Origin of the sequence: Sphingomicrobium sp. (assembly GCA_036563485.1) — a bacterium.
Classification (GTDB): Bacteria; Pseudomonadota; Alphaproteobacteria; order Sphingomonadales; family Sphingomonadaceae; genus Sphingomicrobium.
Genome location: DATCMI010000001.1, coordinates 1,543,754 through 1,565,111, shown reverse-complemented (window position 1 = coordinate 1,565,111; position 21,358 = coordinate 1,543,754). Strand labels below are relative to the sequence as shown.

At 66.4% G+C, this 21,358-nt stretch carries 17 protein-coding genes and 1 tRNA gene; 8 read left to right on the top strand and 10 right to left on the bottom strand.

Annotated features, from left to right (window positions below):
• Window positions 1-34 precede the first annotated feature (34 nt).
• Window positions 35-346, bottom strand: coding sequence for a 30S ribosomal protein S10 (gene rpsJ, locus VIL42_08085; GenBank protein ID HEY8592809.1), 312 nt, complete (start codon window positions 344-346; stop codon window positions 35-37).
• Window positions 347-589: 243 nt separating this feature from the next.
• Here rpsJ and VIL42_08080 point away from each other — a divergent pair, with 243 nt between their 5' ends.
• Complete coding sequence (locus VIL42_08080) at window positions 590-1,696, top strand: hypothetical protein (GenBank protein ID HEY8592808.1); 1,107 nt, start codon at window positions 590-592, stop codon at window positions 1,694-1,696.
• Here the strand turns inward: VIL42_08080 and VIL42_08075 are convergent.
• Window positions 1,693-1,929, bottom strand: coding sequence for a WGxxGxxG family protein (locus VIL42_08075; protein ID HEY8592807.1), 237 nt, complete (start codon window positions 1,927-1,929; stop codon window positions 1,693-1,695). The two genes, VIL42_08080 and VIL42_08075, sit on opposite strands and share 4 nt — an antisense overlap.
• Before the next feature lie 164 nt (window positions 1,930-2,093).
• Here VIL42_08075 and VIL42_08070 point away from each other — a divergent pair, with 164 nt between their 5' ends.
• Both VIL42_08070 and VIL42_08065 read left to right on the top strand, forming a co-directional pair.
• Window positions 2,094-2,552, top strand: a complete 459-nt coding sequence (locus tag VIL42_08070) for a DUF2382 domain-containing protein (protein ID HEY8592806.1) — start codon at window positions 2,094-2,096, stop codon at window positions 2,550-2,552.
• The gene (locus tag VIL42_08065) at window positions 2,545-3,456 is read left to right on the top strand and encodes a YsnF/AvaK domain-containing protein (protein HEY8592805.1); all 912 of its coding nucleotides are present in this window, start codon (window positions 2,545-2,547) and stop codon (window positions 3,454-3,456) included. Before VIL42_08070 ends, VIL42_08065 begins: the two co-directional genes overlap by 8 nt.
• A 35-nt stretch (window positions 3,457-3,491) precedes the next feature.
• Here VIL42_08065 and VIL42_08060 read toward each other — a convergent pair whose 3' ends face one another.
• From VIL42_08060 to VIL42_08040, 5 genes are read right to left on the bottom strand one after another with little or no spacing between them, the layout of a single operon-like run.
• A complete protein-coding gene (locus VIL42_08060; protein ID HEY8592804.1) occupies window positions 3,492-6,107 on the bottom strand; it encodes a valine--tRNA ligase in 2,616 nt (871 codons plus the stop codon).
• A gap of 34 nt (window positions 6,108-6,141) precedes the next feature.
• The gene (locus tag VIL42_08055; GenBank protein HEY8592803.1) at window positions 6,142-8,211 is read right to left on the bottom strand and encodes a S9 family peptidase; all 2,070 of its coding nucleotides are present in this window, start codon (window positions 8,209-8,211) and stop codon (window positions 6,142-6,144) included.
• 41 nt (window positions 8,212-8,252) lie between these two features.
• Window positions 8,253-8,675, bottom strand: coding sequence for a DUF2497 domain-containing protein (locus tag VIL42_08050; protein HEY8592802.1), 423 nt, complete (start codon window positions 8,673-8,675; stop codon window positions 8,253-8,255).
• 18 nt (window positions 8,676-8,693) lie between these two features.
• Window positions 8,694-10,193, bottom strand: a complete 1,500-nt coding sequence (locus tag VIL42_08045; protein ID HEY8592801.1) for a TolC family outer membrane protein — start codon at window positions 10,191-10,193, stop codon at window positions 8,694-8,696.
• Window positions 10,194-10,209: 16 nt separating this feature from the next.
• Entirely contained in the window at window positions 10,210-10,860 is a 651-nt protein-coding gene (locus VIL42_08040; protein HEY8592800.1) for a protein-L-isoaspartate O-methyltransferase, read from the bottom strand.
• A 170-nt stretch (window positions 10,861-11,030) separates the two neighbouring features.
• On the opposite strand from VIL42_08040, the gene VIL42_08035 reads away from it, so the two are divergent.
• Window positions 11,031-11,104, top strand: a tRNA-Cys gene (locus VIL42_08035).
• A gap of 71 nt (window positions 11,105-11,175) precedes the next feature.
• On the opposite strand, the gene VIL42_08030 is transcribed toward VIL42_08035, so the two are convergent.
• Together VIL42_08030 and VIL42_08025 are read right to left on the bottom strand one after the other, a co-directional pair.
• Window positions 11,176-12,552, bottom strand: a complete 1,377-nt coding sequence (locus tag VIL42_08030) for an HlyD family type I secretion periplasmic adaptor subunit (GenBank protein ID HEY8592799.1) — start codon at window positions 12,550-12,552, stop codon at window positions 11,176-11,178.
• Window positions 12,549-14,297, bottom strand: a complete 1,749-nt coding sequence (locus VIL42_08025; GenBank protein HEY8592798.1) for a type I secretion system permease/ATPase — start codon at window positions 14,295-14,297, stop codon at window positions 12,549-12,551. The genes VIL42_08030 and VIL42_08025 overlap by 4 nt, the downstream gene beginning before the upstream one ends.
• Window positions 14,298-14,652: 355 nt before the next feature.
• Here VIL42_08025 and VIL42_08020 point away from each other — a divergent pair, with 355 nt between their 5' ends.
• Genes VIL42_08020 through VIL42_08005 form a run of 4 tightly spaced genes read left to right on the top strand, consistent with a single transcriptional unit; the run spans window position 14,653 to window position 19,712 of the window.
• Window positions 14,653-15,273 (top strand): SCO family protein, encoded by a 621-nt coding sequence (locus VIL42_08020; protein ID HEY8592797.1) that lies wholly within the window; start codon window positions 14,653-14,655, stop codon window positions 15,271-15,273.
• A gap of 37 nt (window positions 15,274-15,310) precedes the next feature.
• Window positions 15,311-16,687: a YdiU family protein gene (locus VIL42_08015; protein ID HEY8592796.1), complete on the top strand. Its 1,377-nt coding sequence runs from the start codon at window positions 15,311-15,313 to the stop codon at window positions 16,685-16,687.
• 31 nt (window positions 16,688-16,718) lie between these two features.
• On the top strand, window positions 16,719-18,146 hold the full coding sequence (gene astD / locus VIL42_08010) for a succinylglutamate-semialdehyde dehydrogenase (protein ID HEY8592795.1): 1,428 nt from the start codon (window positions 16,719-16,721) through the stop codon (window positions 18,144-18,146).
• A 54-nt stretch (window positions 18,147-18,200) separates the two neighbouring features.
• A complete protein-coding gene (locus VIL42_08005) occupies window positions 18,201-19,712 on the top strand; it encodes a L,D-transpeptidase family protein (GenBank protein HEY8592794.1) in 1,512 nt (503 codons plus the stop codon).
• A 61-nt stretch (window positions 19,713-19,773) separates the two neighbouring features.
• Here VIL42_08005 and VIL42_08000 read toward each other — a convergent pair whose 3' ends face one another.
• A complete protein-coding gene (locus VIL42_08000) occupies window positions 19,774-21,285 on the bottom strand; it encodes a replicative DNA helicase (protein HEY8592793.1) in 1,512 nt (503 codons plus the stop codon).
• Between the last annotated feature and the right edge of the window lie 73 nt (window positions 21,286-21,358).

The following is a 21,358-nucleotide window of genomic DNA, read 5'->3' as shown; positions in this document are numbered from 1 at the left end:
ATCTCGCGCGGGCCGTTCGGCCGCGCCTGGCTGGTTAGGCCAGCTTGATCTCCACATCGACGCCGGCGGCGAGGTCGAGCTTCATCAGCGCGTCAACCGTCTGCGGCGTCGGCTGCACGATGTCGAGCAGCCGCTTGTAGGTCCTCACCTCGAACTGCTCGCGCGACTTCTTATCGACGTGCGGCGAACGGTTGACGGTGAACTTCTCGATACGCGTCGGAAGGGGAATGGGACCGCGAATAAGAGCACCCGTGCGGCGCGCCGTGTCGGCGATATCGCCGGTCGCCTGGTCGAGCACTCGATGATCGAAAGCCTTCAGGCGAATACGGATATTCTGCGTTTCCATGTCCCTACCGATGCGAAAGAGCCGCCGGGCTGTTGCCAGCCCGAAAACAAAGAGGCCGCACCCGTTTGGCCCGGGTTCGGGCTAACGGACGACCTCAGCTGAATGTTGGTGACGGTGACGAATCCCCGTCGGTGAAGGCGCCTCTACAGACGACGGCTGTTGAGATCAACCCCTGTGCGAGCCGCTTGCGTCCGATCGCGGCAAGATCGTCGAGGAGCAGCCCACTCCGTGAGGAGTAGCTGCGTGTCAGCAAGGGCGCTCCCCTGGGTGCGCTTTTATTGCGCTGAAGTGCTCCCGCAGCTGAAGGAGCAGACGCGCGAACCGGGCGTTACCAAGTCCATGCGTTCAATCAGCACCACGGCCATAGTGGCGATCACTGCCGTCCTCGCGCTGCTGCTGATAGCATTCGTATTTTTCCCCAGCGGGCGCAGCGACAAGCGGGCCTCGGCGCCCCACTGCGTCGATGCCGCTGCGCTAGAGGCGGTCAAGCGCGAGCTGTTCCGTCGAGCGGCGGCAGTCCGCGGCGGCAATGATCCCGGCTTTGCGCAAGCTGCCCAAGCGTCGTCAGTCCGCGCCGCGTCGCGCATGACCCGACGGCCGGGCAACGGCTCGGCCAGCTGCACGGGCACCATCGCGATCGACCTGCCGCCAGGCGTCGCGATCGTTGGCGGCAGGCGGAACGTCTCGGGCACGCTCTCGTACGAGCTTCGGTCCATCAACGGCGGCGTCCGCCTGACCGAGCTTGATAAGGCCGACGCACTTGTCGTGCCCCTCGCCGCACTGGGCGGTCAGCCTCCCTCGAATACTCAGGTCACGGAGCCGGTTGTGGCGGAGCGCGGGGAAAGCGCGCCGCCAGTCACCGTGCCAGCGCCGCCACCGATCCCGCGGGCAGCGCAGCGGCCACCGGTCACCCGGTCAGCGCCGCCGCCCGCGCCGCCGCGCCGCATCCAGCCGCCGAAAGCGCCCACGCCGCCCCGCAAGAGCCAGACGGCCTCCGCGCAGCGCAAGCCGGCCCCGCCGCGTACCGCGGCCAGTCCCCGCCCGGTGGCGGCCGAGGCGCGACCGGCGCCGGTGGCCGCTGTCCGGCCGAGCTTCAACTGCCGCTACGCACGGACCCGGGGCGAGATCGCGGTCTGCCGCAATTCAGGTCTTGCCAGCCTTGACCGCCAGATGGCCGCCGAGTTCTACAGCGCGCTGGCTGTCGCGCGCCCGGGTCAAAAGGCGATGCTGCAGCGGTCGCGCAACCGATTTCTCCGGGTGCGCGACGCCTGCGGCTCGGAAGCGTGCATCGCCAACTCTTACCGCGCGCGCATCGGCGAGATCCGCGCAATCATGAACGGCGGCTTCTAGCGGTCGGCGCGGCTGCCGCGGCGGGCGTCGACGTGGATGTCAGGTTCGCGGCGCTTGAGGCCGAGCAGTCCGGCGAGGCCCAGCAGGCCGAGAAGCCCGAGCTTGGAATTATCGTCTCCGTTGTCGTCGCTGTCGCTTCGCACGTCGACTTCGCCGGTGTCCGTGGTCTGGGCGATCGCGGCTGCGGACGGGCTTAGGAAAGCTGCGGCGATGAACAGGGCCATGGTGCGCATTTTATCCTCCTGGTGAACCTGCCGGTTCAAGCCGGCGAGCTTTCTCCAACCGTCGCCGCGGCCTCTCGTTCCGACCGGCATTCCGGTCCATCACCGAAACGGTCGGAACGGCTGATGGGCGCATAAGTTGTTGAAATCCTGATTATACGTCGAGGAGTAGCGTAATGGCCGAGAGGGACAGCAGGTGGGCTGGCGACGGCAAGGACGGCGGCGCGCTCGTCGAGGAAATCGCGGCGATTCCGCTCGTCGAGGAGCGGGTGTCCGTCAGTAAGCGCCAAGTCGAAAGCGGCCGAGTTCGGGTGCACGTCGACGTCGAGGAACATGAGGAGCTCGTCACCGAGGCGGTCGCCCATGATGAGCTGCAGATCGACCGTGTTCCCCGCAACATCCGGCTGACCGAAGTCCCGCGCGTTCGTCATGAAGGCAACACCACCATCGTCCCCGTGGTCGAGGAAGTGGTGGTGGTGGAGAAGGTCCTGGTCCTTGTGGAGGAAATCCACGTCAGCCGGCGGTCGGTCTCCACCGAGGCTCAGATCCCGGTGACGCTGCGCGTTGAGCAGGCGAGGGTCGAGCGCGAGCCCACTGCCGAAACCCGGCAGGCCGAGGAGTCGCAGCATGCCTAGGAATATCGCAATATTGTACGACAGCCGGACCGAGGCCGAGGAGGCTCGGGAACGCCTTATTTCGGAAGCCGGCGCGATGTCGCCGCGCATAATTTCGCGGGAAACGGCGGCAGCGGTCGATAGCCTCGGCTTCACACCTGCAGATGTCCAGCAGTACCGGGACAGCCTGCGTCAGGGCGCTCACCTGCTCGTCGCGCAACTACCGGCCGGGTCAGATCCCGCGCGCATCGTCGAGATGCTCGAGCGACCGGCTGACAAGACTGCCGATGCTCAGGATGACCCCGGACCAATTCAACGCAGCCAAGGTGTCGAGGTGAGACTGCCCGACGTCGGCAACGCGCGCGACGAGCGCGCCGTCGCGGAGCCCCCCACTCAGCCGATCGCGGAAGCCCACAACCGGGCAGATGCGCTACCGACTGCGCAGTCACACGATGCGCCGGTACGCGCGGCCGCCCCGCCGCCTGAGCCGCCCCAGCCGCCCGAAGCGCCGCAGCCTCCCGAACCGCCGCAGCCACCGGCTGAGCTCATCGAGGAAGCACGGGTGCCGGTCGTCGAGGAAGAGCTTCGCATCGGCAAGCGGCAGGTCGCTCGCGGCGGCGCCCGGGTGCGCTCCTTCACGGCCGAGGAGCCTATCGAGGCGCAGGTCTCGCTTCAGGATGAAATTGTCGACATCGAGCGCCGCCCTGCCGAGCGGCGCCTGTCCGAAAGAGACCTCGATGACACCGGTCTGTTCAAGGAACGCATGTTCGAGATCACGGAAATGCGCGAGGAACCGGTCGTCAGCAAGATCGCGGTCGTCCGCGAGGAGATCATCGTCCGCAAATCCGTCCACGAGCGGCAGGAGACGGTCCGGGACACGGTCCGCCGAACGCAGGTCGAGATCGAGGACCTCAAGGCTGGGTGAAGTTCACCACCGCGGCTGCGGATCGTTGTGGAGCTTCACCTACCAAGGCGCTCTAACGCCGCACGAAGCCTTTCGGCCTCCGCCGATTTCGCCTCATGGTCGGAACGCGCCTTTTCGACGGCTTCGGGCTTGGCCCGTTCGGTGAAGCTTGGGTTGGACAGGCGGCCAGCCAGGCTGTCGCGCTCCTTCTCGGCCGCGGCGGCGCTTTTCTGAAGCCGCGCCTTCTCCGCCTCGAGGTCGATATGCTCGGCAAGCGGAAAGGCGAAGGTTTGCCCACGCACCACGATCTGCGCCGAGCCAGGCGGCGGCGCATCGGCGGTGCTCGCCGGCTTAAGCTTCGCAAGCCGGTTGGCGGTGGACGCATGGGCGTTGAGCCTGTCTGCTGAGCCGCCGATCGCGAGCGGCTCGAGCGTCGCGCTCCACGGGACGTTGAGCTCGGCGCGCATGCCCCGGACCTCAGATACGAAGTCGATGAGCCATTCGACCTCGGCCTTTGCCGCTGCATCGACCTGGGCCTCCGGCTGCGGCCATTTGGCGACGATCAGCTCGTATGGCCGCTCGTTGGCGTTCCACAGCTCCTCGGTGATGAAGGGCATCAGCGGGTGGAGCATGACCAGGATCTGGTCGAAGACCCAGGCGGCGACGCGCTTGGTCTCCTCGTCGAACGCACCTTTCACCAGCTCGACATACCAGTCGCAGAAGGTGCCCCAGGTGAAGTGGTAGATGGCGTCCGCCATCTCGTCGTAGCGGAGCTCGTCGAAGGCGCGGTCGAGCTTGGCGAGCGTGTCGACCACCTCGCCGATGATCCAGCGGTTGACCGGCAGCGTCGCGTTTGGCGCGGCGATGCTGTCGCCGGCGCCGACGCCGTTCATCTGCAGGAAGCGCGCGGCATTCCACAGCTTGGTCGCGAAATTGCGGTAGCCCTCGACGCGCTTTTCATCGAGCTTGATGTCCCGGCCCTGACTTTCCATCGCCGCCAGGGTGAAGCGAAGCGCGTCCGCACCGAACTTGTCGATCAGCCCGAGCGGGTCGACCACATTGCCCTTCGACTTGGACATTTTAGCGCCCTTGTCGTCACGGACGAGGCCGTGGAGGTAGAGCGTCTTCCACGGGGCCTGCCCCATGAACTCGATCCCCTGCATCGCCATCCGCGCGTCCCAGAAGAACAGGATGTCGAACCCGGAAATGAGCACGTCGTTCGGATAGTGGCGCTTGAGTTCCTCAGTCTGTTCGGGCCAGCCGAGCGTTGCGAACGGCCACAGCGCCGAGGAGAACCAGGTATCAAGGACATCCTCGTCCTGGCACAGCGACACGCCCTCGCCGGCTTGCTGTTGTGCCTCATCAACAGTTTCTGCGACGAAAATATTGCCGTCCGCATCGAACCACGCGGGGATGCGGTGCCCCCACCACAATTGGCGTGACACGGTCCACGGCTGAATGTTCTCGAGCCAGTGGAACCAGGTCTTGGACCAGGTCTCCGGCACGATCTTGATCTCGCCGGACCGGGTCGCCTCGAGCACCGGGCCGACGAGCTTGGCGGCATCGACATACCATTGATCGGTCAGCCACGGTTCGATCACCACGCCCGAGCGGTCGCCGAACGGGGTCGGGATGACACGGTCTTCGACGCGGACCAGAGTGCCTTCCGCCTCGAGGCGCTCGACGACCGCCTTGCGCGCCTCTTCCCGGCTGAGGCCGATCAGGTCCTGAGGGATCAGCCCGTCCTGCGTCTGCACCACCCGCGCTTCGGCATCGAGCATGTTGAGCATGTCCGCGGACTTGAACCCGGCGCGCTTGCCGACCTCGAAATCGTTGAAGTCGTGGCCCGGCGTGATCTTCACCGCGCCCGAACCGAGCTCCGGATCCGCATGTTCGTCGGCGACGACGGGGATCAGCCGCCCGGTGATGGGATGCTTGAGATTTTTGCCGATCAGCGCCCGGTAGCGCTCATCCTCGGGGTGCACCGCGACCGCCATGTCGGCGAGCATTGTTTCGGGCCGCGTCGTCGCGACCTCGATCGCGCCGCTGCCGTCCTCGAGCGGGTAGCGCAAGGTCCAGAACTTGCCCTGCACGTCGCGCGTCTCGACTTCGAGGTCGCTGATTGCCGTCTGGAACTTCGGATCCCAGTTGACGAGCCGCTTGTCGCGATAGGCGAGGCCGCGCTTGTACAGCTCGACGAAGACGTGGGTGACCGCCTTCGAAAAGCCCTCGTCCATGGTGAAGCGCTCGCGGGCCCAGTCGCACGAAGCGCCGAGCCGCCGAAGCTGGCGGGTGATCGCGCCGCCCGACTGCGCCTTCCACTCCCAGACATGGTGCAGGAAAGCCTCGCGCCCCATCTCCGCGCGGTCGAGGCCCTGGCTCGCAAGATTGCGCTCGACGACCATCTGCGTCGCGATGCCGGCATGGTCGGTACCGACGACCCACAAAGCATCCTTGCCGCGCATCCGTTCGCGGCGGGTCAGGATATCCTGGAGCGTATTGTCGAGAGCGTGGCCGATGTGCAGCGATCCGGTGACGTTGGGCGGCGGCATGACGATCGTCCACGGCTCCGCGTCGGAACGCTCCGGCCGGAACAGGCCGCGGCTCTCCCAATGCTGGTACCAGCGCTGCTCGATCGCAGCAGGGTCGAAGGTCTTGGGAAGCTCGGTCATCGCCGCCCGCGACTAGCGGTGCGGCGATGCAGCATCAACTGCCGCCCGGCACCTCCGCCGAAACCGGCGTGCCTTCGCCAAGCCAGCGGCGCATCCAGCCGAACACTTCGTCATACCATTGGACCGAGTTCTTCGGCTTCAGCACCCAATGGTTCTCGTCCGGGAACACCAGCAGCTTGGACGGGATGTTGCGCCGCTGCAGCGCCGTGAAGGCGGCGAGCCCCTGCGTATAGGGGATGCGGAAGTCCTTTTCGCCGGTGATCACAAGCTGCGGCGTCCGCCAGTTCTTCACATGGTGGACCGGGTTCCAGCGCTCATATTCTTCCGGCGCTTCGTAATAGGGCTTTCCGCCATGCTCCCATTCGTCGAACCACAGCTCTTCGGTTTCATAAGCCATGGCGCGAGCATCGAAGACCCCGTCATGCTGGACGATGCACTTGAAGCGGTCGGGCCATTTCCCTTCGATCCAGTTCATCATGTAGCCGCCGTAGGAGGCGCCGAGCGCACAGGCATTGTTCGCCTGGAGCTGCCGGTCCTGCGCTGTGATGAAGGCAAGGCCCTTCTGCAGGTCCTCGAGCGGCCAGCCGCCCCAATTGCGGTTGATGCTATCGGTGAAGGCCTGGCCGTAGCCGGTGGAGCCGTGGAAATCGACGCTGACCACGGCATAGCCAGGCGCGGTGAACAGGCGCGAATTCCAGCGGTAAGACCAGGCGTTGCCGAAGCTGCCCTGCGGCCCGCCGTGGACGACGAAAGCGATCGGCAGCGGCTTGTTGGTCGCCGGCTTCACCGTCATGCCCCAAACCTGGTCGCCATTCGCGCCGGTGAAGCTGAACTTGCGGAAGTCGACAGGGTCGAGCTGCCCAAGCAGCCCGTCGTTGAGCGTGGTGAGCTTGATCAGCCGTCCGCCTGTATCGAGGCGGAACAGGTCGTCCGGCGCATAGATGGTGTTGACGGTGAGCAGCAGGCTGCCGTCGGGCAACGCATGGACATTGCCGGCGTGACCGTCCGTCGTCAGCCGCGCAACACGGCCGGTAGCGGCGTCGACGCGGAACACCGGCGCGTCCATCCGGTCCTCGGCAGTGATCAGGAGACTGCGGCCATCGGGCGCCCATTCGATCGAGCCGACCGAGCGGTCGAAGCCCTGCGTGAGCGGCCGCACGCCGCCCGTCGCCAGGTCTCTCAGCATCAGCACCTGGCGGTCGGATTCGTATCCCGCGCGCGCCATCGCGACATAGGCGAGAGTGCGCCCGTCGGGCGAAAGCGTGGGCAGATTGTCGGTGCCGTCATTGGCATCAGTCAGGTTCACCGGAGCCGCGGATCCGTCGGCCGGCGCCTGGAAGATGTCGAGATTGGTGGAAGTCGCCTCGATACGCCCCGCCTCGCGGAGCGCGAACCAGACGGTGCGGCCGTCGGGCGACAAGGCGATCTCCTCGCCACCGCCGTACGGCTTGGACGGCGTATCGCCCTCCAGCCCCGTGGTGACGCGGGTGCCCCCGCCGCTGAGCCGCCCGTTGCGGACCGGAAAGGCGTATATGCGCGAGCGCGTGCCGGGCTCCGCCCAAGTGTCCCAGTGGCGGACGAACAATTTGTCATAGGTGCGGCCGGAACCCTGCGCCTTCGCCGGGAACTGCGCCGTCGCGCAGGCGAGGTCCGGGCAATCGGGGCGGTCGGCCCACACCACGACCGTCGAGCCGTCGTCGGAAACCTTGAAGCCGCTGATGTCGACCGAGAAATCGCTGACCTGCACCGGCTTCCTGCCGGGGGCCATCCGAAACAGCTGGTCTCGCTCTCCGACCGTCATCAGGAACCACAGGGACCCGTCGCGGGTGAACATCGCGTCGTGGCCCTTTTCCGCCCCCGCGATCGGCTGCGGCTTCGCTCCCGGACGCGTCAAGTCGAGCGCGTGGAGCGTGTTGGTTCGCCGGTTCTTCGCCCAATCGGTGTTCGACACGGTGAACACCGAGCGGCGACCGTCCGGCGACACGACCGGGCTGCCGAGCCGGTGCATCGAGTGCATGTCCACAGCGGTCATCGGCCGCGCGTGAGAAGGCGAAGCCGCAAGCGCGACGGCTGCGGCGGCGAGGAGGAGCGGGAATTTGGTCATCGGGCGAACCTAGCCGCCCGTGGTTAGGCCTTCAACAAGCGTCAGAGCGGGCGGCCGGTGATCCGCGAAATCTCCCGCTTCACATGCTCTTCGACCATTTGCGGCAGATGTTCCTCGAGCCATTGCTTGAGCAGCGGCCGCAGCATCTCACGCACCATCTCCTCGAGCGGGTTGACCTGCGGCATCGCCGGCACGCTCGCCGCCACCGTCTGCAGCTGTTCAAGCGCGTGGCGGCTCTGCCCTGCGACTTCCGCATCGATCAGCGGCGGGCCGAGGTCGGCGGGCGGCGCGAGCGGCTGGTCGAGCTCGAGCACCTCTTCGTGCTCGGCCCTTTCGTCGTCAGGCAGCGGCTCGTCGTCGCCGGCTCCGCCGGGGCGAACGGTCGCGCGCAGCTCCTTCTCCTCCGCGATCACTTTCTTGATCGACGCGAGAATGTCTTCCATCGAAGGTTCGCGGGACGCCATGACGGCCGCGGCTATCGCTTATTGTGCTTGCGGAGTCACGCCTGAGGTGACCACCGGCTCCGTGGTGGTCGTGTACGGCAGCACCTGGCGCGTGACGACCGGGTTGGCCGGCATTTCCAGCGGAGTCACCGTCCGCGTCGAGGTCACGCGGTGGGTCAGGTCGCTGGCCCAGTCGTTCCAGCCGCTCGACACGCGGCGGTAATTGCCGAGCGGATCGTAGAGCGGCCCACCGTCGAGGCCAAGGTCCTGCGCTTCGGCCTGGCCCATGGCGTTCAGCAGCTGGAAGCCGGCGACGTAAGCGTCCCGCTTCGCGGTCACCAGGCCGACCTGCGCGTTGAGCAGCTCCTGCTCCGCGTTCAGCACTTCGATGATGGTGCGGGTGCCGACCGTCTGCTCGGCTCGGTTACCTTCGAGCGCGAGCTCGCTCGCCTGCACGGCCACGGTCTGCGCCTGGATCGCTTCCTGCGCAGCGGTATAATTGGCGAAGGCGGCGCGGGTCGCCTGGACGACGGCGCGCTCGGTGCCGACGACCTGTTCGAGGACCTGGCCCTGCTGCGCCTGCGCCTGGCGGATGCGTGCCGCCGGAAGCCCGCCCTGGAACAAAGGCACGCGAGCGTTGAGGCCGGCGGTCGTTTGGGTGCCGGTCGACGGCAAGCCGCTGTTGTTGCCGCCGAGGTTGTTCACATAGGTTTCGCTAAGCCCCGCGGACAGAGTCGGCAGGCGGCTGGCGCGCACCACGCTGACGTCATAGCCGGCGGCGATCGCCTGACGGCTGATGGCGATCAGGTCCGGATTGTTGGCAAGCGCGATACGCACCGCTTCCTCGGCCGTTTGCGGCAGCGGCGGAAGCGGCGGTGGCGGCGCCAGCGTGCCCGGCGGGTTGCCGATCACCTGGCGGTAGGTAGCTTCGCTGGCGAGCAGGCGGCCTTGTGCGGTCGCGAGCTGCGAACGACCGATTTCCAGGCGCGATTCGGACTGGGCGACGTCGGTGCGGGTGAGGTCGCCGATCTGGAAGCGGTCCCGGGTCGCCTCGAGGTTCGTGCCGAGAACCTTCACATTGTTCTGGTTCAACTCGACGATGGCGCGATCGCGGATCACGTCCATGTAGGCCGCGACCGCTTGGGTGAAGACGTCGCCTTCCACGGCGCGCAGCGTCGCCCGGCCCGCTTCGACGCGGGTCTGCGCAGCGCGAATGTTGTTCTTGACGCTACCGCCGTTGAACAAGGGGTAGCTGAGGTCGAGGCCTGCCGAGAGCTTCGGGCCGCTGCCGCCGCTCGCTTCGAGAATGCCGCTGCGCGCGAGATCGCGGTTGAGGCCAACCGTGGCGCTGACCGAGGGGCGGCCAGCGGCGCGGGCGATCGCGACCGTCGCGTCGGTGGCGCGGAGCGCTTCGCGCTGGGCGCTGATCGTCGGGCTGGTGCGATAGGCGGCGACCAGCGCTTCGCGCAGCGTGTCGGCGGAAGCGGTGCCGCCGAGGAGAGCGGCCATCAGCGTGCCGGTGATGAATTTGCGAACCACCTGAAATACCTTCTCGTCAGAACGTGAATGTCTTGGGCTGCGAAAAGCCCGGAAGCGCCGGAACCCCCGCATCGCTCACGGAAAGCGTGCCGAACGCTCCGCCGGCCTTGCGCCCGACCACCAGGCGGCTGATGCCGCGGTCAAGCAAAGCGGTGCCGAGGCGGCCGCCGTCGGCAAGCTGGGCGACGATTGTGTCAGGGATGATTTCCACTGCGCCATCGATCAGGATCTGGTCGTAGGGCGCGCCCTTCTTCCAGCCGGCCTCCAGGGGGCCTTCGACCGTGTCGAGCCCATTGTCCCGCGCCATCGCCGCAAGCTCGGCCGAGCTTTCGAGCGCGGTCACGTGCAGCCCCATCGCCTGGAGGATAGCGGCCGAATAGCCGCTGCCCGAGCCGACGACGAGCGCGCGCTGGTCCTTCAGCGGCATCATCTGGGTCAGCAGCGAACCGAGCACCGTAGGGGCGGGAAGGAAGCGGCCGTCGCCCATCAGCACCGCGCGGTCGACATAAGCGAGCGGGCGCGTCTGCGGCGGGAGGAACTTCTCGCGCGGAACGGAACCCATCGCGTCGAGGACGGCGCGGTCGGTCACGCCTTGGGGGCGCAGCTGGCTTTCGACCATCGCGAGCCGGGCAGCGGCGAAGTCGGGGATGCGGCTCTGGAACGTCATGGCTGTTATATGCCTGTAATACACTTGAAGTTCAAGGTCGTCATATCGGCAGCAGCCGCCTAGGCCAACCGCCATTCATCGAAAGACGGGCAGCTGTGCTCCTGCCGCACCGGAACGGCCCACTGCCGACTTGACCCGCCGCCTAAGCTCGCCGAAAGGCGCTTCACGGCGGCCCGATGGCGGAGTGGTTACGCAGAGGACTGCAAATCCTTGCACGCCGGTTCGATTCCGGCTCGGGCCTCCACTTCCTTCCAGAAATCAGCTGACGAATCGCCCCGCCGCTCCCTGCAGGGCGGTGAGCCGTCCATCACCCGATCAATGCTCGTGGAACGATCGCTCGAGCGCGCCAGTCAGAGGCTCGAACGCATATTGGAGCGCGGTGCGCTTGCGCAGCGGGATCTGGACGCTGACCGGGAGCCCGGCGCGAAGCACGTCCGGCCCGCGAATCTCGTTGATCTTCTCGAGCTCGCTGGGCGGCACCGACACCTCCGCAGTATAATAAGGCATCCCGGTCTTCTCGTCCGTGAAGGCGTCGGCTGAGACCCGCGTTACGGTGCCCTTGAGCGCCGGAAGCGACCGCTCGTGCAAGGCCTCGAACCGCACGAACGCTTCCTTGCCGACGGTCACGTCGTCGCCGTCGGTCGTCGACAGCTTGGCCTCGATCGTCAGCGCTGCGCGCTCCGGAACGATATCCATCAGCTTCTGGCCGGGTTCGATCACGCCTCCCGGCGTGAAGACCGTCAGGCCCACCACGGTCCCGGACACCGGCGCGCGGATTTCGGTCCGGGCCAACTGGTCGCGCGCGGCGTTCAGCTTTGGCAGGACATCGGCGAGGCTCGCTTCGACTTCGCGCAGCTCGGCCGCGACCTTGTCGAAGTAGCTGCTTTGCGCTTCGAGCCCCTGAAGGCGGGACTCGCCCGCCTGCCCGCGGGTCTGCTCGATGGTCGAGGCATATTGGCCGCGCTGGCCTTCGAGCTCGGCCTTTGCGCGCTCGAGCGCCCGCAGTCGGTTCTGCGAAACAAAGCCCTTCTCCGCCGCTGAGCGCATGCCGTTCAGCTCTTCGTTGATCAGGCGAATCTGCTCATCGAGCGCGGCGAGTTGGCGGCCATAACCCTGGCCGGAGCTGTTGGCTTGCGCCGTACGCGAGCCCGACGCGCCCCGCTGCGCCGCAAGGACGGCGGCCCGCGCACGCAGCTGCTGCGCCTGGATCTGCAGCGCCTCGGTCGCGGCCGCGCGGTCCTCCGGCGGAAGGTCGGCGAATTCGACCGGCGGCGTGATCGTGCGGCGGCCGCTCTCCTCGGCCTTGAGCCGTGCCCGCTGTGCGAGGAGGCCGATCGCCTGGCCGGACAATGCCCGCTCCTGGGCGCGGACATCGGCGCCGGCAAGGCGGATCAGCACCTGGCCCTTCTGGACGCGTGCACCTTCCTTGACGAGGATCTGGCTGACGACCCCGCCCTCACGGTGCTGGACCGTCTGCCGCTGCCCCGAAACCGTCAGCCGCCCCTGCGCCATGGCCGCAGCGTCGAGCCGCGCCACGGCGGCCCAGCCGAGGAACAGCACAAAGAAGATTCCGGCGATGATCAGCCCGATGCGGATTTCGCGCGACGGATCGCCGCTCGGCTGGTGGTCGGCGACCTCGACGCGGCGCGCCGGGACCTCGACGATATCGCCTTCGCGGATGACGGTGCTCATTGTTCGACCTTCCCTCGTGCGACCACGCGGCCGGCAGGCGGCTGCGGCGGCGCGATCTTGCGCAGGACTTCGTCACGTTCGCCGAACATCGCCAGCCGGCCTTCCTGGATGACCAGCAGCTTGTCGACGATCGGCAGCACGCTGAGGCGATGAGCGACGACGAGGATGGTCGTGCCGCGCTTCTTCACATTCTCAAGCGTCTGCACCAGCTGCTGGTCGCCTTCGGCGTCGAGGCTGGCGTTCGGTTCGTCGAGAATCAGATATTTCGGATCACGGAACAGCGCGCGAGCGAGCGAGATGCGCTGGCCCTGCCCGGCAGACAGGCCGCGGCCGCCAAGCCCCAGCTGATAATCGTAACCGCCGGGGAAGCGCAGGATCATCTCGTGCGCGGCGGCAAGTTGCGCTGCCTTGACAGCGGCTTCATCGATCTCCGCGGGATCTTCCCCGAGGCGATCGGTGAAGCGGGCGATATTTTCCTTCACGGTGCCGGCGAACAGCGAGCCTTCCTGCGGCATGAAGCCGACATGTTCGGCCAGCCGTTCAGGGTCCCAGTTGCGCTGATCCGCGCCGTCAAAGCGAACCGTGCCGGCGTGCGGCACGACTGCGCCGGCGAGCGCACGAACGAGCGTCGACTTGCCGGCGCCGCTGGGGCCGATGATCGCGATCATCTCGCCCGGCTTCACCTGAAAGCTGATGTTGCCGATGATCACCCGCCCATTGGGATCCGCGACCGTCAGATTCTCGACATCGAGGCGGCCGGTCGGCGGCGGCAATTGCGTGAGCGACCGCTGCTCGGCGGTTTCGCTGAACAGGTCCTTCAGCGTGCGGAATGCGCCGCGAGCCTGGACGATCGCCTTCCAGCTTCCGACCAGCTGGTCGATCGGAGCCAGCGCGCGGCCGACGATGAAGCTCGACGCGAACACCGCGCCGGGGCTGATCTTGGCATCGATGGCGAGAAGCGCGGCAAGGCCGAGCGCAAGCGACTGAAGCGTGAGGCGGACGAACTTGCTGACCGCTGCCCAGCCGCTGCCGTCGAAGCTCGCGCCGGACTGCAGGTCCATCATCCGGTCGCGATCATTCAGGTGACCGGACACAAGCGCGCTGCGGATGCCGAGCGCGCGAACGATATCGGCCTGCGCGACGGTGAATTCATAATTCGCATAAGCGCGGCCGGCCGCCTCGTTTGCCTGCTGCAACCGCGTGCTGGTCGCCTTTTCGTTGCGCCAGGCAAGGAACAAGGTCAGCGCCGCGCCGAAGAAGGCAAGAAGGCCAATCCACGGACTGATCAGCGCCGCGATCAGGACGTAGACGGGTACCCAGGGCGCATCGAAGGCGCCGACGATCGCCGGGCCCGTCAGCACCTGCCGAAGCACGTCGAACTCGCGCAGCGCCTGCTTGGCGATCCGCTGCGATCCGAGCTCCGGCCGTGACAGGGTTGCCAGCAGGATTTCGCGCGACAAAGCCTTGTCGAGGCGGATGCTTGCACGGACCAGCAGGCGCGAGCGGATCGCGTCCAGCAGCGACAGCGTCGCCAGCGCGCCGAGCAGCGCGAAGGTCAGGAACAGCAGAGTGACGCCGCCGGCAGTCGGGATCACCCGGTCGTAGACCTGCAGCATGTAGAGCATGGGCGCTATGAACAGCAGGTTCAGCAAGGCGCTGAACAGCATCGCGTAGATGAAATGGCGGCGGCAGGCCTCAAGCCCGGCGCGCAATGCCGCCGGAAGCGTCCCCAAAGCTTCGATCAAAATTGTCCGCCTTTGCTCATTCGCCCCATCCCCATGCGTGAACCGCAGTCCATCCGCGGGCGCAACCCTCGCGGCTTTCTCGCGTGCCGCCGAATAGAGCAGGGCAGCCGCCGTATCCAGCCGCGCGGCCGAACCTGCCTAAGCCCGTCTCAGCGGCGTCCCGAAGCCCCTCCCGTCCGGCGCGGCTGTCGGCCGCAACTGCCGATTCGGCGCCGGCCTGATCGGGTAAAAGCCTAGGATCGTCAAGCACTTCGCACCCGCGGTCACGACAATCGAGCCCGACACGCGGTCGAGCCCGGTTGCACGCGTCGACGCTGCGACCTAGGCGGCGGGTTCCACGAAACTGCCGGTGACCATGCCCGACACAAGCCGTACCAGATCAGGACTGAAGCAATTTCGGCTGCTGCTGTGGGTGCTGGTCGCCGTCGCCCTGCTGGGGCTTGCGGCGCTGCTTCTAACCCGCCGCGACAGCTCGCCGGAGCACACGCAGGCGCCTGCCAAGGCAAGCTTGGGCGGCGAGTTCACCCTTTTCGGCGGCGACGGCAAGCCGTTCTCCAGCGCCGCGCTGAAGGACAAACCCTACGCAATCTTCTTCGGCTTCACGCGCTGCGGCGATGTCTGCCCGACCACCCTTTCGCGGCTGGTGAACCTGCGTAACCAGGCCGGCGGCGCGGACGCGTTCAACATCGTCTTCGTCACCATCGACCCGAAGAACGATGGGCCGAAGGAAGTCGGCCAATATGCCGAGCTGTTCAACTCACCGATCATCGGCCTGACCGGTTCCCAGCCGCAGATCGACGCGGTGAAGAAGCAATATGGCATTTACGCCGAACCGGTGCCGCACGGGCCCGCGGGGCAGGAGATGGCGCACACCGGAAGCACCCTGCTGTTCGACAGCGCCGGCAAGCTCGCGGGCACCATCTCGGCCACCGAGCCGGATGCGCAGGCGCTTGCCACGTTGAAGGGCCTTAGCTGAAGCCGGAACCCTAATGGCCGGGGCGCGCTGTGGAACGATGACGACTTACCGGCCCGACCCGCAAATCCTGACGCTCGGGACGGATTTCTACGATCCCGTCGAAGCCGCGAACTTTCCGCAATGCACGCTCCGGTTCGCGAACGGACGATGTGCCGAGCGCATCGGATTCCAACTCGGCGAGCAAGAGTGGACGTCGCACTTCTGCCGGTTCCAACCGCTGCCGGATAATCTCGAACGGCCGCTGGCGCTCCGCTATCACGGGCACCAGTTCCGGGTGTACAATCCGGAGATCGGCGACGGCCGCGGCTTCCTGTTCGCCCAGCTTCGCGACGATCGTGGCCGATTGCTCGACCTCGGCACCAAGGGCTCTGGCCAGACGCCCTACAGCCGCCACGCCGATGGCCGGCTGACACTGAAAGGCGGGGTTCGCGAAGTTCTCGCGACGGAGATGCTGGAAGCGCTCGGCGTCAACACGTCCAAAACCTTCGCCCTGGTCGAAACGGGTGAGCAGCTGGAGCGCGGCGACGAGCCTTCGCCGACCCGCTCGGCGGTGCTGACGCGGCTGAGCCACGGGCACATCCGCATTGGGAGCTTCCAGCGCCTCGCCTTCTTCGGACAGGCGGAGAATATCGCCAAGCTGACCCGCTACTGCCTCGAGAACCTCTACGCCGAGCAGCCCTCTGGCGACGACGGCGCGGATGCGCTTCGTCTGTTCGACCTCGTCAGCGGCGCAACCGCGCGGCTCGCCGCATCATATCTCGCCGCCGGCTTCGTCCACGGCGTGCTCAACAGCGACAATATCAACGTCGCCGGCGAGAGCTTCGACTATGGCCCGTGGCGCTTCACGCCCGAATGGGAGCCGGACTTCACCGCCGCTTATTTCGACCATTATGGCCTCTACGCCTTCGGCCGCCAGCCCGAAGCGATCCACTGGGATTTGGCCCAACTTGCCGGCTGTCTCTCGATGATCGCGGACGCACCGGCGATCGCCGACCTGTTCGCCGCCTGGAGCCCGCGCTTCGAAGATGCGCTGGTCGAGGCGTTCATCCGACGGCTCGGCATTACGCCCGGCGACAATGATCGCGAAGTCGCCGCGGCCCTGATCGAAGCGCTTGCGACTCGCGCCGGCACGATCGACGCTATCTTCTTCGACTGGCGCGGCGGACGCGATCCGGGGAGCGAGCGATACCCCCAGCCGGAGTTCCGCAAGCTCGCACGGCTGCTGCAGGGTCGTGAAAAGCCGCCGTCGCACCCATATTGGTCGGACGCCGGGCCCTGTTCGCTGCACATCGACGAGGTCGAGGCGATCTGGGCCGCCATCGCCGAGCGCGACGACTGGCAGCCGTTCGAGGAAAAGGTCGAGGCGATCCGCCGCATGGGCGAAGCAATGGAGCAGGATGGACCAGCAGCTTGACGAAATGCCCGCCGTGGTGGAGCGGGCGCCCGTGGCCGAGATGCTGACATCCACCAACCCTGCGACGGGCGAACAAGTCTGGTCTGGCCCGATCGGCGATGCCGCCGCCGAGGTCGCCGCCGCGCGCGCCGCCTGGCCGGCCTGGGCCGCCCATTCGCACGCCTACCGGATCGAGGCGCTGCGCCGCTTCGCCAACGTGGTGCGCAAGCGCGAAGAGGAGCTGGCGGAACTCATCTCGCTCGAGACGGGCAAGCCCTTCTGGGAAGCGAAGACGGAAGTCGCCGCGGTCGTCAACAAGGTCGACATCTCCGTCGAGGCCTATGCCGAGCGGACGCCGCAGCGGAAGAAAGAAGCGGCGATGGGTAACCGCGTCGCCGTTCGCCACAAGCCGCATGGCGTGCTTGCCGTGCTCGGGCCTTACAATTTCCCCGCGCACCTTCCGAACGGCCACATCGTCCCGGCCCTGATCGCCGGCAATGCGGTGGTGTTCAAACCGTCGGAAAAGACGCCGGGCACCGGCGCCATGCTGGTTGACTGCTTTCATGAGGCCGGCATTCCGGAAGGCGTGGTCCGCCTGCTCACCGGAGGTCCCGACCAGGGGCGTGCGCTTGCCGGCGATCCCGGCATCGATGGGCTGCTGTTCACCGGATCGGTGCGGGGCGGTCTGTCGCTTCACAAGCAATTCGCCGAAACCCCGCAGAAGATCCTGGCGCTCGAGCTTGGCGGCAACAATCCACTGGTCATCTGGGACGCGAAAGATCTCGACGCCGCCGCTGCGATCGCCGTCCAGTCAGCCTTCCTCTCGGCCGGCCAGCGCTGCACCTGCGCGCGGCGGCTGATCGTCGAGGACGGCAAGCATCAGCCGCTGATCGATGCGATCACCGACCTGATGGACCGGATTATCGTCGACGAAGCGTTCGCCGACCCGCAACCGTTCATGGGTCCGGTCATCGACAATGGCGCGGCCGACCATGTGCAGGAGCAGTGGCTCAACCTGATGATGAAGGGCGGGATGCCGATCCGCCGCCTCGACCGTCCGTTCGAGGAGCGCCCGTACCTGACGCCGGCGATGATCGACGTCACCGACATCAAGGATCGCCCTGACGAGGAGATTTTCGGGCCCGTGCTCCAGCTGATCCGGGTCAAGGATTTCGATGCCGCGATCGATGAGGCGAACAACACCCGCTACGGCCTCGCGGCCAGCCTCGTCGGCGGCTCGCCTGAGATGTACGACCGCTTCTGGGCGAACGTCCGCGCCGGCGTGATCAACTGGAACAAGCCGACCAACGGCGCGCCGTCCAATGCACCGTTCGGCGGCGTCGGCCTGTCCGGCAACCATCGTCCGAGCGCCTTCTACGCCGCCGATTATTGCGCCTATCCGGTGACCAGCGTCGAAGCGGACCAGGCGCGCGGCGCCATCGGCGAGGGCCTGCGCGACCCTAATCTGATCGAAGACTGACCGGCCAAAGCGTTGAGCTTGGATCGGTTTTGCGATCCGCTGCGTTCAACAGCCGTGACGTACAAAAAGCATATGCTGGGCACCGCCATTGCGCTTGCCCTTTCGAGCCTCACCGTCAGCGCCTGCTCGGTCGGCAACAACTCCAACGGCAATGCGTCGGGCGAGAGCAGCGGCCTGACCGCCGATTCGCGCGCCGAAAAGCAGATCCGCGAGGCGATCGCCAACGCACCGCAGCATGGGCTGAGGTCAGACCTGTTCCTGAAGGGCGGCGAGTCCGGAGACCAGCTGGTCCAGGCCGCGCTGAAATATGCGAACGCGCTCGCCAACGGGTACAGCGACCCCAAGAAGCTGTTCGAAGTCTACACCATCCCGCGCCCGAACACTGACGTGCGCCTCGGCCTGCAGAAGGCGCTGCAGGACGGCAATGTCGCGGAATATCTGAACTCGCTCGCGCCGCAGACCGACGAATATCGCGCTCTCGGCGAAGCCTTCCAGCGCTACGCGAAGATCGCCGGCAACCAGCAGGACGAGACGATCGACACGAGCCAGGCCATCAAGCCGGGTGCGAAGGATCCCCGCATTCCGAAGATCGCCGCCTTCCTTCGCTCCGCAGGCTACCTTCAGGGCGGCGAGCAGGCCGACGCGCAAGGTGATGGCCAGGCAGCCGAGCAGAATGCGAGCGACGCGCAGCCGGCCCAAAATGCGGGCGCCGACCAGACCTACACGCCGCAAATGGTGCAGGCCGTCAAAGCCTTTCAGGAAGAATCCGGACTGAAGCCGGACGGCGTCCTGGGCGGCGAGACGCTCGGATCGCTGAACAACGGCTCCGTCGATCGCGCCCGCCAGCTCGCGGTCTCGATGGAACGGCTGCGCTGGCTGCAGCGCGATCCGCCCAAGACCCGGATCGACGTCAACACTGCCGCGACAGTCCTGCAATATTATCGCGACGGGCAGCTCGTCGGGCAGCGCAAGGTCGTCGCCGGCGAACCGGACAAGAATACGCCGCAGCTGCAGTCGCCGCTGTACCGGCTCGTCGCCAATCCGACTTGGACGGTGCCGAAGGGCATCGCCGAAAAGGAACTCGCCGAAAAAGGCTCCGGCTGGCTGAGCAGGAACAATTTCAAGGTCGAGAACGGCCAGTACGTCCAGCAGTCCGGGCCGAAGAATTCGCTCGGGCTCGTCAAGTTCGACCTGAAGAACGACCAGGCCATCTATCTTCACGACACGCCTGCGAAGGCGCTGTTTGCCGCCGACAATCGCCACCGCAGCCACGGCTGCGTTCGGGTCGAGAATGCCGTGGAATTCGCTAATCTGATCGCCCAGCAGGAGGGCGTCGCCGACAAGTTCAGCGAAGCGATGGGCAAGGATGATCCGGTGTTCGTCCCGCTCCCCCAGGAGATCACCGTGCGCCTGCTGTACCGCACCGCCTATTGGGACGGGTCGAAGATCCGCTTCGCGAAGGATTATTACGGCTGGGACGCGAACGTCGCCAAGGCGCTGGAGCTCGCGCCCGGCAACCCGCAGAAGATCGACCAGCCGGAAAGCAGCGACGACGTCGGGCCGTAGGAAAGACTGAGGGCGCCGGATCGACCGGCGCCCTCATCCCCCCTCCCCAGGATCGATCGCGCTAGCCGCGCAGTTCCGGCATGTGGTTTTCGTCGACGGCGTCGCTGAACTTGGTGATGCGGCCGTCGAAGCGGACGCGGACGATGCCGGTCGAACCGTGGCGCTGCTTGGCGACGATCACTTCGGCCTTGCCGGCCGCAGCCGCGAACTTGGCGTTCCACTCTTCATATTTGGCGAGCTTCTCCGTCTCGTTCGGCATCGGGTAATCCGGCTCGACCGCCTTCAGATAATAATCCTCGCGGTAGATGAAGATGACGATATCGGCGTCCTGCTCGATCGAGCCGGATTCGCGAAGGTCGGACAGCTGCGGCCTCTTGTCCTCGCGCTGCTCGACCTGACGGCTGAGCTGCGACAGCGCGATCACCGGGACATCCAGTTCCTTGGCCAGCTGCTTCAGGCCGCGGCTGATCTCGGAGATTTCCTGCACGCGATTGTCGCTGCCGTTTCTCCCCGAGCCCTGAAGCAGCTGGAGATAGTCGACGACGATCAGCCCGATATTCTTCTGCCGCTTCAGCCGCCGGGCGCGAGTGCGCAGCGCCGCGATGGTCAGGCCCGGCGTATCGTCGATGTACAGCGGCAGGCTCTCCAGTTCCGCCGCGGCCCGTGCGAGGTCGCGGAATTCCGCCTGGCTGATTCGTCCGGTGCGCAGGTTTTCGGACGTAATGCCGGACTGTTCCGACAGGATACGGGTCGCCAGCTGGTCGGCGGACATCTCGAGGCTGAACAAGGCCGCGGGCGCACCCGCCGCTTTTTCAGGCTCGATGCCGTCGGCGCTGTCCTGCAGGAAGCGCTTGGCGGCGGCGAAGGCCATGTTGGTGCCGAGCGCCGACTTGCCCATGCCCGGGCGTCCGGCGACGATGATCAGGTCCGACTTGTGAAGGCCGCCGATCTTCGAGTTCAGCGCATCGAGGCCGGTAGTGAAGCCCGATAGATGGCCGCCGCTGTTGAGCGCCTTTTCGGCCATGTTGAGGGCTTCGCGGGTCGCTTCTGCGAAGCTCTTGGCCTTGCCTTCGACACCGCCTTGCTCGGCGACCTTGTAAAGCTCGGTCTCGGCGCGCTCGATTTGAGCAAGGGGGGCAACATCCTCACTCGTGTCGAGCGCGCCTTCGACCAGGTCGCGGCCGACGCCGACGAGCGCGCGAAGCAAGGCGAGATCGTAGATCTGCCCGGCAAAGTCGCGCGCGCCGATCACGGCTGCGCCCGATCCGGTAAGTTGGGCCAAATAGGAAGGTCCGCCGACCTCCTTGATCGACTCATCGCCTTCGAACAGCGGCCGAAGGGTGACCGGGTTGGCGACGCGATTCGAGTCCGTGAGCTTGAGGATCGCTTCGTAAATGCGCCCATGCAGCGGCTCGAAGAAGTGATGCGGCTTGAGCTTGAGCTGGACGTCCTCGACCAGCCGGTTGTCGATCATGAGCGCGCCGAGGAGCGCCGCTTCGGCTTCCACATTCTGCGGAAGGAACGGGGTGCCGGTCTCTGACGCAGACTCGGCGATACGGATGATCTCGGCCATGGCGGTGCTCCTAGGCTTGTGCGGCACTCGGGCCCAAGGAGAACAAACATAGCACAACTGTGGATAGGTTGTG